Below are 13,530 nucleotides of genomic sequence, written 5' to 3' on the forward strand. Positions count from 1 at the left end.
ACAGCGAAGGACCGCACCAAGCATCGAAAATGAGCCCGTCTTTGTGTCGGGCCGTGGGAAGCTGAACGACCGCAAAGCTCGGGGAGGGGACGCATCAGTGGTCGAAGCGACATCTGGACAGCACGAGAGTGCGGTCGATCAATACGTGCTTGAACACAGCGAACCCTACTTCTTCAGCCGCTATGGGCGTGTGGAGTTCATCGTCTTCGAGCAGCACTTGGCATCTCTCGCCTGGCTGCACAGGAAGGTGGGAGAGGCCGTCGACCAGGAGACGACGGCGTTGTCGACCCTCCGAAAGAGCGGTGAGCACAGAGTCCCTGGTTGGGAAGCTGAGAGCGACATGGTGCTCGATGACTCCCTATCCGTCCTTGACACCGATACTAGGCAGATCGGCGCCGGGATCATCATCGTGTCGGCCGCTGCAGCCCTTGAAGCGCTGATGAACGAGATCCTGTGTGAACCTACGGACCGCCGGTTCCGCAAAGCTGGACTGGCCCGAAAGGCCGAAGTACTGGCCGAGCGTTGGCAGGGGGAAGGCGATCTGGCGGATTTCGCCGAGCACATCTCGTGGCTGAAGGTCCGGCGGAACGCATTTGCGCATCGCCTCATTGCTGACGATGACGACTCCAAGCAATGCTCGTGGATCTTCGACGACGACATGGCGGAGGAGGCCCTGGAACGGCTCGGTGTCATTGCGGAGACGTTGGAGGAGATCTGGGAGCAGCGGCTCAGGCCCCAGGGCTCAGATGCCACTCACGGCGACGCCGTGCAGCAGGCCCCGGTGAGCTAAGGCCCTCGCCGGAAGAATCTGGCACGGGGCTGGCACGGGGCGAGTAGGGGCGCGGAGACGATCAAGGGCCAGTTCGGGAGGATCAAGCCTCCGAACTGGCCCTTCGTGCTGGTGGGCGCGGACGGTTTCGAACCGCCGACATCTGCTTTGTAAGAGCAGCGCTCTACCACTGAGCTACGCGCCCCCTGCCGTGGCCCGACTGGGCGCACGACGAGAGCCTAGGGTACCTGGTCCCGGGAGGTGGTGGGGGACGGGCGCCCGGTGAGGGGCGGGGCCGTGCGGCGGGCGGGGTGGGAGGGGGTGCCGGGCCGGCGGGGGGATCGGGGAGAATGGGGGCCGGATCAGCGGGTCGGAGCAGGGAGCGCGCAGTGACGGTGGCCGGCGGGAGCGGGCGGGGGCGGCGTCGGGCGGGGGCGGCACTGGCCGACGCGTTGGTGGTGCCGGTGGCGCTGGCGGGTGCGCTGGCCGCGGTCGGGATGGCCTCCGCCGGAACCGGCGGCTGGTGGGGCCGGCGCGGCGGCGGCGAGGGCGGACGGGCGCAGGCCCGGGAGGCCCGGGCGGCGGCCCAGGAGGCGTTCTACGAGCTGGAGGAGACCCAGCGCGAGGTGCAGCTCGCGGTGGAGACCGTCCGCGCGGCCGAGGAGGGCCCGACGGCGCAGCGCGCGCTGGCCGACCTGGCGGCGATCTCCGGCCGGGTCGAGCAGGTCACCGTGAACTACCTCGCCGCGCTCGACGCCCACAACCTGGACAGCGAGACCCTGGACGCCGGCACGGCCGCGCAGGCCAGGCGCCGGCTGGAGGACGTGAAGAGCCAGCTCGGCTCGGCCCGGGCGGAGCTGAACGACTTCCTGCGCCGCCTGCAGCCGACCGTCGAGCACGCCGAGCAGCAGCTGATGCGGGTCACCCCGGCGGTCGAGCAGGCCAAGCGCGCGCTGCTCGCGGCCACCACCGCGCTGGACGGGGCGCGCGGCGCCGGCCTGCGGGCGGACGACCTGGCGGCCCGGCTCGCCGAACTGGCGCCCGAGCTCGGCCGGCTGAACGAGGGCCCGGCCCGGCACGGGGTCGCGGACACCCTGCGGCGCGCGGAGGACGTGAAGCAGCGCGCCGAGGCGATCGCCGCCGACGCCGGACAACTGCCGGAGCGGGCGCGGGAGATCGACCGGCGGGTGGCGAGCCTGCGGACCCGCATCCAGGCGCTGGAGACCAAGGCCGAGACGGTCGAGCCCGCCCTGAGCGAGCTGCGCCGCCGGTTCAGCACCGCCTGCTGGCAGGACCTCCAGCGGGTGCCGGACCAGGTCGCGGAGGCCGGGCGGGCCGCCGAGCGCAAGCTCGCCGAGGCCGCCCGGGCCCGGGACGAGCAGCGCTGGGCCGACGCCACCGCCGCGATCGGGACGGTCCGCGCGCTGCTGGAGACCGCCGACGGCTCGGTGCTCGCGGCGAACGACCGGCTGCGGCAGCTGAACGAGGTGCAGCACGACCCCAACCGGGAGATCGAGCGCGCCCGCTTCGCCATCCGGGACGCGCAGCGGCTGGCGATGGCCGGGCGCAGCGCGCCGGACCCGCGGCACGCCGCCCCGCTGGACGAGGCGGTGGCCCGGCTGGACCGCGCCGTGGCCACGCTGGAGGCGGCCGGCCGGCACCCCGACTACTGGCACTTCCTGACCGAGCTCGCGGCGGTGCGGGACACGGCGGCACGGGTGATCGAGCTGATCCGCGGGGACCTCGGCGGCCACCGGTAGCACCAAGAGCACCGGAAGCACCGAGCACACCGGAAGCACCCGAAGCGGGCTGCCGGCAGGGGCCCCGCTCGGTACCCTGCCGGTATGCCTCGCTACGACTTCCGCTGCCGCTCCTGCGGCGCCACCTTCGAGCTCCGCCGCCCGATGGCCCAGGCCAACGACCCCGCCGTCTGCCCGCAGGGCCACCAGGACACCGTGAAGCTGCTGTCCACCGTCGCCGTCACGGGCGGCGCGGCCGCCGCCCCGCAGGCCCCCGCCGGGGGCGGGGGCGGTTGCTGCGGCGGCGGCTGCTGCGGCTGACCCACCCGCAGCCGAACCCGGACCCGAACCCGGCCCCGGGGGTCAGCCCCCGACCGGCAGGGCCGACGCCCCCGCCAGGAACCGCCGGACGATCTCCTCCCCCGCCGTCACCCCCACCTCCGTCAGGGCGGTGACGCCGGGGGCCGTCCAGCCGCTGTCCGCGAGTTCGCCGTGCCCCGGGCGCCAGCCCGCGTCCGCCGCGAGCAGCAGGTCGGCGTCGAGCAGCGAGTCCCCGGCCGCCAGCACGGTGTCCGCGCCGCGGCGCCGGACGACCTCGGCCAGCGCGGCGCTCTTGGTGAGCGGCGCGGGCACCGCGTACACCTTGCGGCCCTGCAGGGAGACCGTCCAGCCGCGCTCGGCGCACCAGCCGGTCAGCTCCGCCAGCCAGCCCTCCGGCAGCGCGGCGCGCTCGACCACCAGGTAGGCGAACAGCTCGTCGGCGACCCGCCGCTTGTGCGTCCACTCCGGGTCGGCGCACAGGGCGAGCCGCCGGACGACCTCCTCCAGCGGGGCCGAGCCGGCGGCTATCCGCGCGGTGATCTCGGCCCGCCAGTCACCGTCCGGCACGCCGTCCACCAGCAGCTGCCCGCCGTTGGCGCAGATCGCGTACGCGGGGACCCAGTCCGGCGTCGGGCCGGGCAGGTTGACCCGCCCGTACTGCTCCGGCGTGCGGGTGGTGGCCGGGACGAAGCAGGCCTCCCGGGCGAGTTCGGCGAGCAGCCCGGCGGCCCGCTCGGTCATGAAGGACAGCGGCCGCCCCTGGTACACCTCGACGCAGAGCAGCCTCGGCGCCAGCCGGTCGGGCCCGGCCAGGGCCATGGCCCGCTCGGAGTAGATCAGCGTCCGGTCGAGGTCGCTGGCCACCAGGACACCCATCAGGATTCCCTCCCCGTCGTCTCGGTCACGGTGCCCCCGTCGGCCACCGCGCGCCCGTCTCCCCCGGTCGCCCCGCGGCTGTAGCGGGGGTGGATCAGGCCGACGCAGGTGTACGGCAGGCCGTCCACCTCCTCGACCTCGACGCCGCGCTGGGCGGCGAGCAGCCGGACGTGGTCGAGGTCCGCCCCGGCGCCGCGCCGGGCGAGGATCCGCCAGGGGACGCGGCGCAGCAGCACCCGGGTGGTCTCGCCGACCCCGGGCTTGACCAGGTTGACGTTGTCGATGCCGTACTCGGCGCTGATCCGCTCGACGGCGGCCCAGCCGGCCCGGTCGGGCTCCCGGTGCGGGTCGGCGGCGAGCCGGTCGGCGCCCTCGACCGCCGCGGCGCGGACCTCGCCGAAGCGGGCGGCCACCGCGTCCAGGAAGAGCGCCGAGACGTCGTTCCCGGCCAGCTCGGCGTAGTGCTTGGCCCCGTGGAAGTCGTCCGGCCCGATCAGCCCGGCGCGCAGCACGGTGCGCGAAACCAGCCCGGAGACCGTGGAGTTGAGGCAGGCGGACGGGATCAGGAAGTCGTCCCTGGTGCCGTACGTCCGCACGCAGCGGCCCGGGTCGGCGAGCACCGCGAGGTCCGGGTCGAAGCCGGTGCCGGCCAGCGCGTCGGCCAGTTCGCGGGTGATCGCGCCCTTGCCCGTCCAGCCGTCCACGAACACCACGTCCCGCGCCCGGTGGTGGGCCGCCAGGTACCGCAGCGCGACCGGGTCGATGCCGCGGCCGCGCACGATCGAGACCGCGTAGTGCGGCACCGACAGGCCGTGGGCGAAGGCCAGCCAGCGGCGGACCAGGATGCCGACGGGCGTGCCGGCCCGGGCCAGCGAGGCCAGCACCAGCCCGGGGCCGCGCTCGCGCAGCAGCGTCTCGGCGACGGTGCCGACGGCGAGCGCGATCCGGCCGGCGGAGCCGCGCAGCGCCTGGTGGAACAGCTCCTGGTACTCGGGGCTGGGCTGGTACTCGACCGGCAGCGATTCGGCGTAGTGGGCGCCGCCGTTCTGGACGGCCTCCTCGCGCTCCTCGGTGGGGGCTTCGAGCGCGACCCCGGAGAGGTCCTTGAGCAGCCAGGCCACCTCCTCGGCCGGGTACGAGGAGAACGCCGGCCCGTACAGGGGCGCGGGCAACTCCGAAGACCCGGGCGCCGACAGCGACGAGGGCGCGGCGAGCGGAGCGGGCACGACGGGCACCGGCCGGTGCGAGGGCAGCACGGCGAGCACCACCCGGTCGGTCACCCGCCGCAGCTGGCCGAGCAACGCGTGCTCGCCCTCGTGCAGCGCCGGGGTGTCGGCCACGTCGTCCACCACCAGCACCACGGCGTCGAAGCGCCGCGCCGGGTCGCTGCCGGGGGCGACGTTGTACGCGTAGCGCTCGGACGAGCCGCCGTCCCGCGGGTCGTCGTGGGCGGGGAAGGCGAGCCGGGTGCGGATGGCGTAGCCGGGGTCGTCCACCGCCAGGACGGGCGAGCGGGTGGTGGTGGAGAACCGGACGCGGTCGCCGCCGAGCCGCTCGGCGAGGGCGTCGGCCAGGCGCAGCGGCGCGTACATCAGCTCCTCGAAGCCGAGCACCAGCACCCGCCGCGCGCCGGCGGGCAGGGCCTCGGCGAGCTGCCCGGCCAGCCGGGGCAGTGCGGCGTCCAGCCGGGCGCGGTCGCGGGCGGTGAAGCCGTGCCGGCCGCCGTCCGGGAGCCCGGCGGGCCAGTCCAGTTCGACCCGGTCCAGCGGCGCGGGGCCGGCCGCCGGCGGCTCCCCGGCCGGGGGCGCGGCGGCCGGCGCCGCCTCGGCGATCAGCCGCTCGGCCCGCGCCACGACGTCCTCCGGCAGCTCGACGCCGCCGCTCGCGGTGGCCACCAGGTCCAGCCGGACGCCGAGTTCGGCGGCGGCCTCATCGAGCCGGCGCCGGTCGGCCGCGGAGCGCAGGTCCACCAGGGCGACCACCACGTAGTGCCCGCGCGGGTGGCGGGCGTGCAGGTCGCGGATGGTGTTGAGCACCGTCCGTCCGGTCGAGAACTCGTCGTCCACCAGCACCAGCGGCCCGTCGCCGGCGAGGAGTCCGGGGTCGGCGGGGAGCAGCAGGTGCGAGGTGGCGTGCGAGTGCTCCTCCTCGAAGCCGCCGACCGGGTCCAGGCCGGGCACCGGCCGGCGGGTGGAGTGCAGGTAGGGGGCGTCCAGGCCGTCGGCGACGCTGTGGCCGAGGCCGGTGGCCGTCTCCGCGTAGCCGAGCACGACGGCCCGCCCGGCCGCCTCCGCGCCGAGCAGGTCGCGGACCCGGCGGCCGAGTTCGAGCCCGGCGCTGTGGACCACCGAGGGCCGCTGCGGCACGTGCTTGCCGAGCACGGTGGAGACCAGCAGGTGGGCGCGCTTGGGGTTCCCCGAGCGCAGCGCCAGGCCGACGAGTTCGGGGAGGCGCTCGGAGCCGGTCAGGGCGATCCCGGCCCGGTCGGCGACCCAACGGCCGGTCCACGTCTGCGGTGTTGCTGTCACTGCTGGTCCTGCCTTCGGTGGTGCGATGGTGCGTTCGTCGGTGCGTTCGTGGCCGGCGTTCACGGGTGCGTTCGTCATGTCCGTCGGTGTGTCCGTCGTGTCCGTCCGGGCGCCGTCAGCCGCACAGGCAGGCCGACAGCAGTTCGGCGAAGCTCACGTCCTCCCGGGCCACCCCGAACACCTCCGCCCGCAGCAGCACCCGCTCCGCCCAGGCCCGGTGCGGCCGGGCCTCGTTCATCTTGTTGGTGTACGCCGAGCGCAGTACCCCGCCGCCGTCCTGCTCCTGCCGGAGGATGTCGCGGGCGTCGCAGTACTCCTCGTGCGTGACCACGGAGAGGGCGTGCACGGCCGGTACGTGGCTGGGGTGGATGCAGGTCTTGCCGAGCAGGCCGTTGGCCCGGTCGAGTTCGACCTCCCGGATCAGCCCGTCCAGGTCGTGTTCGATGATCCGCCGGCGGACCTCCTCGCCGGAGGCCCGGAGCACCCCGGCCGCGGCCGGGACGGAGGCCCCGGCGAACGGGGTCCGGCGCAGCTGCGGCTTGAACATCCGCTCCTGCACCGGGAAGTACTCCCAGACCGGTCCGGTGACGGTGTACCCGGTGCCGTCCGCCCGGCCGAGCACGTTGACCACGTCCCCGATCACCGAGGCGACCAGCGCCACGTCGTACGCGGTGAGGTCGGGCGAGCGCCGCAGGCCGTACGCGGAGCAGAGGTCGGTGACCCCGAGCCGGACGGCGAGCACCCGTTCGCGGTGGCCGGCGAGCAGCTCGGCGATGCCGAACAGCTGCTCCCGTCTGGTCTCCAGGTGGGCGAGTTCGGGCGACTCCAGGACGGGCATGGCGAACAGCCGCCGCCCGGTCGCGGCCTCCGCGGCGGCCAGCGCGGCCAGGTACCCGCCGCCGTTCGCCGGGGTGAACTTCGGCAGCACGAAGCCGCTGAGCAGTTCGACGGCCGGGCCGAGACGCTCGGCCAGGTCGAGGATCTGGGCGGCGCTGCGGACCCTGATGAAGAGCAGGGGGTGGCTCTGTGTACAGTCGGTGAAGTCCTTGACCAGGTCATTCAACTGCTCGACCAGGTTCCGTTCGCCCGCGTCCACCTCGTGGTCGGCGATCGCGTCCTCCAGGCAGAGCACCATCGACACCACGCCCCGACCAGCGAGTTTGCGGATGTCGGCGGCCAGGGCGGGCCTGGTGGCCGGGCTGTAGAGGGTGCCGCCGAGGGCGGTGGCGATCACCTCCGGCCCGCTCCGCGCGCTGAACGGGCGCGGCTGTTCCAGGAAGAGCCGGCCGCGTACGTCCTCGGCGAGGTGGCCGAAATGGCGCAAGGTGCTCTCCTCCAGGAAGTGGACCGGCCCCCGGCCCGTTGCCGACGACACCCTGGTCAACCGGCCGACCGGGCGCCAAGGTTCCCGGGCACGCCGCCGCCGGACGCCCCTCCGCCGAACCCCCGGAGACCTTTCGACCGCCCATCGTACGGACGGGATCCGGCCGGTCCCGGTTCCCCGGCACTGAACTCCCGGAACATCCCGGTCCACTTGGACGATCATGGGCGCATCGAGGCCCCATCCCGGAAACGACGGCGGCAAACCTCGGAAAGCGCAAGTCTTGGCAAAGTCCGACTCCGCGCGGACCGGTCCGGTCACGTTGTCCGAAGGGGTGGCGAACAGGCAGGATGGTCGGCTATGACGCACGTGATGGCCAAGGGCGCCAACATCGCACTGCTGGCGGCGGCGGTCCGCGCCGTGCTGCGCTGGAGCGCCACGCCCGGTGCGCCGGACGTGGACGCGTCCGCGCTGCTGCTCGGCGCCTCCGGAAAGGTCCGCTCGGACGCCGACTTCGTCTTCTACAACCAGCCCCGCCACCCCTCCGGCCTGGTCCGCCACCTGCCCAAGCAGCAGACCTCCGGCGGCGCCGAGATCATCGACACGGTCGAGGTCGAACTGGGCAAGCTGCCCGCCGAGGTGGACCGCGTGGTGCTGGCCGGCTCCTCCGAGGGCGGGCCGTTCCGCGCCGTGCCGGGGCTGCGCCTACTGCTCTTCGACGCCACGGCCGGCGAGGGCGTCCCCGCGCTCGCCGAGTTCGCGATCGACGACGCCGAGAACGTCACCGCCCTCGTCGCGGGCGAGCTGTACCGCCGGTCCGGGGCCTGGAAGTTCCGGGCGATCGGCCAGGGCTACACCTCCGGGCTGATCGGCCTCGCCACCGACTTCGGCATCACCGTGGACGACGAGGCGGAGGCCGACCAGGCCCCCGGCGCCACCCCCGCCCCGTCCGGCGCGTCCGGCGCGTTCGACCCGCGCAGCACCCCGCTGCCGGACCCGCGCTCGACCACCCCCGAGCCGGGCACCTTCACCCTGGCCCCGGCCGTCCCGCAGTCACCGCCCACCCCGGCCCCGGCCACCGCACCGGCCCCGGCCACCGCCGCGAACGCCTCGCCCGCGCCGGCGACCCCGCCGCCGCCCACCGCCCCGCCGACCGTGCCCCCGCCGCCCACCGCTCCCCCGAGCAACCGACCCGGCACCGGCTACGGCTACCCCCAGCAGCCCGGCACGGGGTACGGCTACCCCCAGCAGCAGCCCACCGGCGGCTACGGCTACCCGCAACCGGGCACCGGCCAGCAGCCCTACCAGCAGCAGCCGGGCGGTTACGGGTACCCCCAGCAGAACCAGCCCGCGCCGCCGCAGCAGCGCCCCGCCGGCTACGGCTACCCGCAGCCCGGCACCGGCCAGCAGCCGCCCGTCCCGCCGCAGCCGCCGACGGCCCAGCCCCCGGCGCCCACCGGCGAGGAGTTCGCGCTGCCCCCGCAGGGCCCGCAGTTCCAGCCCCGCTGACACCCCCGGCGGGGCCGCCGGACGACCCCGGCCCCGCCGCGCGCACCGCCCTCCGCCGTGGAACAGCCGCGCCCGCCGGCGTCAGTCGCCCTTGTACCCGCGCTGCCACTGCATCCCGAACCCGTACAGCCGGTCGATGTCCGCCTGGAACCCGTTGACGTACCGCACCTCGCGCCGCACCGTCAGCTGGTTGTCCCCCGCGTTCTCGATCAGCACCACCGCGCAGGAGCGCGCCGCCCGGGCCCGCTCCTCCAGCTTGATCTCGATCCGCGGCCCGGTCTGCGGCACGATCGTGACCACCGCGTGCGACTGCTCGAAGGCCGGCGTGCCGTCGTAGATGTAGACGAAGATCAGCAGCCGCTTGAACTTGTCCTTCTTCTCCAGGTTGACGTACATCGTCTCGCCGGACGGCGCCCCGTACTGGTCGTCGCCGCTGAGCTTGATGTACGGCGCGTTCTGGAGGTCGCCGAAGAGCCCGCCGAGCGGCTGCACCACACCGGTGCTCCCGTCGGAGAGCTCGTACATGCAGGCCAGGTCGAGGTCGACGTTCATCGGCTCGCTGTTCTGCGGCGAGTCCGGGTCCTGCGGCCGCAGGATCCGCGGGCTGAAGAACCGCTTGACGGACTCCCGGGCGCTCGGCCGGCGGGAGCCCCCGGCGCTCATCGTCCAGTGCAGGTTGACGTAGAGGTAGCCGGTGGTGGCGGCCGACCCGGTGATCGCGTGCTGCGGAGTCGACTTGGTGAGTATGACCTTGTGCTGACCGCCGGGGTTGTCGAAGGTGTAGCTCTTGTCCCCGCGCAGGTACTCCCAGATCGAGACCATGCCGTCCTCTCCCCCTGCTCCCGCCAGGCGTTCTGACGGTCCGCCGACCAATGATCGGGCATCGGCCCGGCCGTCGGATACCCCGTCCACCCCTCCCCTATCCAACCGGCGGGTCGATTGGCAGGAGGAAGCCGCCCTCCCGTAACATGCCGCCCCTTCGGACGCGATATCGTCTAGCCGCACAGGCGTCCCGTCCGCCCCTGCGCGGGTGCGGCGGGTATGCCGTGCGGCGACGAACCGACCGTCAGGCGGTGCCCGTACAGCGGGCCCTGACCACCTGTGTCGCGCTGTGATCCTGTCCCCTGCGGAAACCCGAGGCCCGACCCGCAATGAACCTGACCTCCATACAGCTGGTCTGGACCGTCATCGGCGGCGCAGCCCTGCTGTTCGTCGCCGTCCTGCTGGCGACGCTGCGTTTCAAGAGCTCGAAGAAGGACGAGTCCGGCGACTCCTGGGAGCGCAGCGAGGAGCGCCGCCGGCGCAAGGAGATGATCTACGGCATCTCCTCGTACACGCTGCTGTTCTGCTGCGCCGGCGTCGCCGCGGCCCTCTCCTTCCACGGCCTGGTCGGCTTCGGCAAGGAGAACCTGGGCCTGTCCGGCGGCTGGGAGTACCTCGTCCCGTTCGGCCTGGACGGCGCCGCGATGTTCTGCTCGGTGCTCGCCGTCCGCGAGGCCAGCCACGGTGACGCCGCGCTCGGCTCGCGCCTGCTGGTCTGGGTGTTCGCGATCGCCTCGGCCTGGTTCAACTGGGTGCACGCCCCGCGCGGCGTGTCGCACGACGGCGCCCCGCAGTTCTTCTCCGGCATGTCGATCTCGGCGGCGATCCTGTTCGACCGCGCGCTGAAGCAGACCCGCAAGGCCGCGCTGCGCGAGCAGGGCCTGGTGCCGCGCCCGCTGCCGCAGATCCGCATCGTCCGCTGGCTGCGCGCCCCGCGCGAGACCTACGCGGCCTGGTCGCTGATGCTGCTGGAGAACGTCCGCAGCCTGGACGAGGCGGTCGAGGAGGTGCGCGAGGAGCGCCAGGCGAAGCTGGACGCCAAGGCCCGCGCCCGCACCGCCGACCGCCGCGAGCGGGCCGAGCTGAAGGCCATCTCGCGCCAGGGCGGCATGCTCGCCCGGGGCCGCGGCGGCCGCCAGGTTCCCGCCCTCACGGCTGCCGGAGACGGCCCGAGCGCTACGGAGCCTGCCCTAGCCGCGGAAACCGACGCCACCACCTCGACCTCCCCGGCCTCCTCGTACGCGGACTCGCACCGGTCCGCCGACTCCTTCGAGCCGGCCGCCCTGGACGCCGGCCGCCGGCCGCGCGCCGCCGTCGGCTCCTCGTACGCGTCCTCCTCGTACGCGTCCTCCGGCACCGGGTCGTCCCGCAGCGACTCGACCATCGACCTGACGGCCGACGACGACACCCTGTCGATGCCGAAGCTGGACTCGCTGGAGCGCAAGCTGCGCGCGATCGAGCAGCAGCTCGGCTGACCGGGCGTCCCCCGGGGACAACCAGGAAGCACGGGAAAGGCCGCCCCCGGGAGACCCCGGGGGCGGCCTTTCCGCTTGTCCTGCGGACCGCGTGGGCGGCTACTTGCCGCTGCCCACCAGCTCCGGTTCCTCGTCCTCGCCGGCGCCCTCGCGCCGGTTGCGCAGGATCGACGAGCCGAGTGCCAGTCCGATGAAGGCGACGCCGATCAGGCCGGTGACGATCTCCGGGATGTGGAACTTGATGCCGACCAGCAGGATCGCCGCCAGCGCGCCGATCGCGTAGTGCGCGCCGTGCTCCAGGTAGACGTAGTCGTCCAGGGTGCCCTTGCGGACCAGGAAGACGGTCAGCGAGCGGATGTACATCGCGCCGATGCCGAGGCCCAGGGTGATCTGGAAGATGTCGCTGGAGATGGCGAACGCGCCGACCACGCCGTCGAAGGAGAACGAGGCGTCCAGGACCTCCAGGTAGAGGAAGAGGAAGAACGCGGCCTTGCCGCCGACCTGCATGATCGACTTGCCGGACTTCTCCGCCTCCTCCTCCCGCTCCTCCTCGGCCTCCAGGCCGGACTCGAAGATCGACGAGAGGCCGTTGACCGCGAGGTAGGTCACCAGGCCGAGGACGCCGGCGAGCAGAACGGTTTCCGCGTGCTCCCCGGCGAAGAAGTTGGAGGCCAGCAGCAGGGCGACCAGGGCGACGACGGTGGAGAAGGCCTCCAGCTTGCCGACCTTCTCCAGCGGGCGCTCGATCCAGGACAGCCAGTTGTAGTCCTTCTCCCCGAGGATGAAGTCGAGGAAGATCATCAGCAGGAAGACGCCGCCGAAGGCCGCGATGGCCGGGTTGGCCGCCTCCAGGTACTGGCCGTAGGTGAGGCCGTCGTGGGTCTTGTCGGAGTGCAGCGCCAGGTCGATGACCGTCGTGGGGTTGAGCTTCGCGGTGAGGCCGACGACCAGCAGCGGGAAGACCAGGCGCATGCCGAAGACCGCGATGAGCACACCGACGGTCAGGAAGATCTTCTGCCAGTACGGGTTCATCCGCTTCAACACCGTGGCGTTGACCACCGCGTTGTCGAACGACAGGGAGATCTCCAGGATGGAGAGGATCAGCACGATGCCGAAGCCTTGGGCTCCCCAGAGCAGTCCGGCCGCGACCAGGCCGATGGCGGTGATCGCGAGCGACCAGCCGAATGTGCGGAGGAACACGGGAGTTGGCTACCTTTCGGGTTTTGGCCGTGCCGGGGTCGGCCTCGTACCCGAGACGCCCTGACCGGGCCGGGCCCGGTCAGGCCACCCCCGCACTGCCCTCTGTTCTCATGATCGGGTCGGGTGCGATAAGTCCGATTTCCGCCCTTACTGTACGTTCACGCCGAAGTCGAGCGCGATGCCACGCAGGCCGGAGGCGTACCCCTGGCCCACTGCGCGGAACTTCCACTCGCCCGCGTAGCGGTACAGCTCGCCGAAGATCATCGCGGTCTCGCTGGACGCGTCCTCGGACAGGTCGTACCGGGCGATCTCCTGGCCGTCGACCGAGTTGACGACCCGGATGTAGGCGTTGCGGACCTGACCGAAGTTCTGGAGCCGCGCCTCGGCCTCGTAGATCGAGACCGCGAAGATCACCTTGTCGGCCTGCACCGGGACGAGGTCCAGGTTGACCTCGACCACCTCGTCGTCACCCGTGTCGTCGCCGCCGGTGAGGTTGTCGCCCTGGTGCTCCACCGAGCCCTCGGGGCTCTTGAGGTTGTTGTAGAAGACGAAGTACTCGTCACCGAGCACTCGCCCGCCACCGCAGATCAGGGCGCTCGCGTCGAGGTCGAACGGGGCGCCCGTGGTTGAACGGGCGGACCAGCCGAGGCCGATCCGAACCTGCGTCAGGTTCGGCGCGGCCTTGGTGAGCGAGACGTTGCCACCCTTGGCAAGCGTGACCACCATGACGTTCTTCCTCCCTTGCTTCTCCCGGGGCGCCATCCAGGTGTAGTCCCCCGCGGCCCCGGCCGACCGGCTTTGGTCGGCTGAACTTCCTGAACTCACATCCTCGCAGCGCCGCGGACCAGCGCGGCACCGGGTCGGACGAAGCCGGGGCGGGCCCCGCCCCCCGGGGGGCGGGGGCCCCCCCGGCGAACCGGGCGCCGCCCCCGCCCCCCGGGGCGCGCGGGCGGGCAGACGGTTTGGCCCG

The 13,530-nt window shown here is 73.3% G+C and carries 11 protein-coding genes and 1 tRNA gene; 5 read left to right on the plus strand and 7 right to left on the minus strand.

Annotation, left to right across the window (positions count from 1 at the left end; all coding sequences use genetic code 11):
- The first annotated feature begins 145 nt into the window (after positions 1 to 145).
- A complete protein-coding gene (locus tag ACFVU7_RS02755; protein ID WP_388043959.1) occupies positions 146 to 790 on the plus strand; it encodes a hypothetical protein in 645 nt (214 codons plus the stop codon).
- 109 nt (positions 791 to 899) lie between these two features.
- Here the strand turns inward: ACFVU7_RS02755 and ACFVU7_RS02760 are convergent.
- Positions 900 to 974: transfer RNA gene (locus tag ACFVU7_RS02760), tRNA-Val, on the minus strand.
- Positions 975 to 1,119: 145 nt separating this feature from the next.
- Between ACFVU7_RS02760 and ACFVU7_RS02765 the strand changes: the two genes are divergently transcribed.
- Positions 1,120 to 2,529: a hypothetical protein gene (locus ACFVU7_RS02765; RefSeq protein WP_388043961.1), complete on the plus strand. Its 1,410-nt coding sequence runs from the start codon at positions 1,120 to 1,122 to the stop codon at positions 2,527 to 2,529.
- A gap of 84 nt (positions 2,530 to 2,613) precedes the next feature.
- Positions 2,614 to 2,829, plus strand: coding sequence for a zinc ribbon domain-containing protein (locus ACFVU7_RS02770; protein ID WP_049659427.1), 216 nt, complete (start codon positions 2,614 to 2,616; stop codon positions 2,827 to 2,829).
- A 42-nt stretch (positions 2,830 to 2,871) separates the two neighbouring features.
- On the opposite strand, the gene ACFVU7_RS02775 is transcribed toward ACFVU7_RS02770, so the two are convergent.
- From ACFVU7_RS02775 to ACFVU7_RS02785, 3 genes are read right to left on the minus strand one after another with little or no spacing between them, the layout of a single operon-like run.
- Entirely contained in the window at positions 2,872 to 3,705 is an 834-nt protein-coding gene (locus ACFVU7_RS02775) for an HAD family hydrolase (protein ID WP_074000779.1), read from the minus strand.
- Entirely contained in the window at positions 3,705 to 6,311 is a 2,607-nt protein-coding gene (locus ACFVU7_RS02780; RefSeq protein WP_388043963.1) for a phosphoribosyltransferase, read from the minus strand. Before ACFVU7_RS02780 ends, ACFVU7_RS02775 begins: the two co-directional genes overlap by 1 nt.
- A 37-nt stretch (positions 6,312 to 6,348) precedes the next feature.
- Entirely contained in the window at positions 6,349 to 7,557 is a 1,209-nt protein-coding gene (locus tag ACFVU7_RS02785) for an HpcH/HpaI aldolase/citrate lyase family protein (protein WP_388043965.1), read from the minus strand.
- 357 nt (positions 7,558 to 7,914) lie between these two features.
- On the opposite strand from ACFVU7_RS02785, the gene ACFVU7_RS02790 reads away from it, so the two are divergent.
- Positions 7,915 to 9,063: a TerD family protein gene (locus ACFVU7_RS02790; RefSeq protein WP_388043967.1), complete on the plus strand. Its 1,149-nt coding sequence runs from the start codon at positions 7,915 to 7,917 to the stop codon at positions 9,061 to 9,063.
- A gap of 81 nt (positions 9,064 to 9,144) precedes the next feature.
- On the opposite strand, the gene ACFVU7_RS02795 is transcribed toward ACFVU7_RS02790, so the two are convergent.
- Positions 9,145 to 9,885: a Tellurium resistance gene (locus ACFVU7_RS02795; protein ID WP_049652604.1), complete on the minus strand. Its 741-nt coding sequence runs from the start codon at positions 9,883 to 9,885 to the stop codon at positions 9,145 to 9,147.
- A 329-nt stretch (positions 9,886 to 10,214) separates the two neighbouring features.
- Here ACFVU7_RS02795 and ACFVU7_RS02800 point away from each other — a divergent pair, with 329 nt between their 5' ends.
- Complete coding sequence (locus ACFVU7_RS02800) at positions 10,215 to 11,360, plus strand: DUF2637 domain-containing protein (RefSeq protein WP_049652606.1); 1,146 nt, start codon at positions 10,215 to 10,217, stop codon at positions 11,358 to 11,360.
- A gap of 99 nt (positions 11,361 to 11,459) precedes the next feature.
- Here the strand turns inward: ACFVU7_RS02800 and ACFVU7_RS02805 are convergent, their stop codons facing one another.
- Positions 11,460 to 12,560: a DUF475 domain-containing protein gene (locus tag ACFVU7_RS02805; RefSeq protein WP_049652607.1), complete on the minus strand. Its 1,101-nt coding sequence runs from the start codon at positions 12,558 to 12,560 to the stop codon at positions 11,460 to 11,462.
- Positions 12,561 to 12,707: 147 nt separating this feature from the next.
- Positions 12,708 to 13,286 (minus strand): TerD family protein, encoded by a 579-nt coding sequence (locus ACFVU7_RS02810; protein ID WP_049652609.1) that lies wholly within the window; start codon positions 13,284 to 13,286, stop codon positions 12,708 to 12,710.
- Between the last annotated feature and the right edge of the window lie 244 nt (positions 13,287 to 13,530).

It is taken from the genome of Kitasatospora sp. NPDC058046 (assembly GCF_042885595.1).
Classification (GTDB): Bacteria; Actinomycetota; Actinomycetes; order Streptomycetales; family Streptomycetaceae; genus Kitasatospora.

What these genes read in the sequence shown, in the direction of transcription:
- ACFVU7_RS02770 (WP_049659427.1), top strand. Translation starts at nt 2,614, where the DNA reads ATGCCTCGCTACGACTTCCGCTGCCGCTCCTGCGGCGCCACCTTCGAG.
- ACFVU7_RS02765 (WP_388043961.1), top strand. Translation starts at nt 1,120, where the DNA reads ATGGGGGCCGGATCAGCGGGTCGGAGCAGGGAGCGCGCAGTGACGGTG.
- ACFVU7_RS02790 (WP_388043967.1), top strand. Translation starts at nt 7,915, where the DNA reads ATGACGCACGTGATGGCCAAGGGCGCCAACATCGCACTGCTGGCGGCG.
- ACFVU7_RS02780 (WP_388043963.1), bottom strand. Translation starts at nt 6,311, where the DNA reads ATGACGAACGCACCCGTGAACGCCGGCCACGAACGCACCGACGAACGC.
- ACFVU7_RS02800 (WP_049652606.1), top strand. Translation starts at nt 10,215, where the DNA reads ATGAACCTGACCTCCATACAGCTGGTCTGGACCGTCATCGGCGGCGCA.
- ACFVU7_RS02810 (WP_049652609.1), bottom strand. Translation starts at nt 13,286, where the DNA reads ATGGTGGTCACGCTTGCCAAGGGTGGCAACGTCTCGCTCACCAAGGCC.
- ACFVU7_RS02795 (WP_049652604.1), bottom strand. Translation starts at nt 9,885, where the DNA reads ATGGTCTCGATCTGGGAGTACCTGCGCGGGGACAAGAGCTACACCTTC.
- ACFVU7_RS02775 (WP_074000779.1), bottom strand. Translation starts at nt 3,705, where the DNA reads ATGGGTGTCCTGGTGGCCAGCGACCTCGACCGGACGCTGATCTACTCC.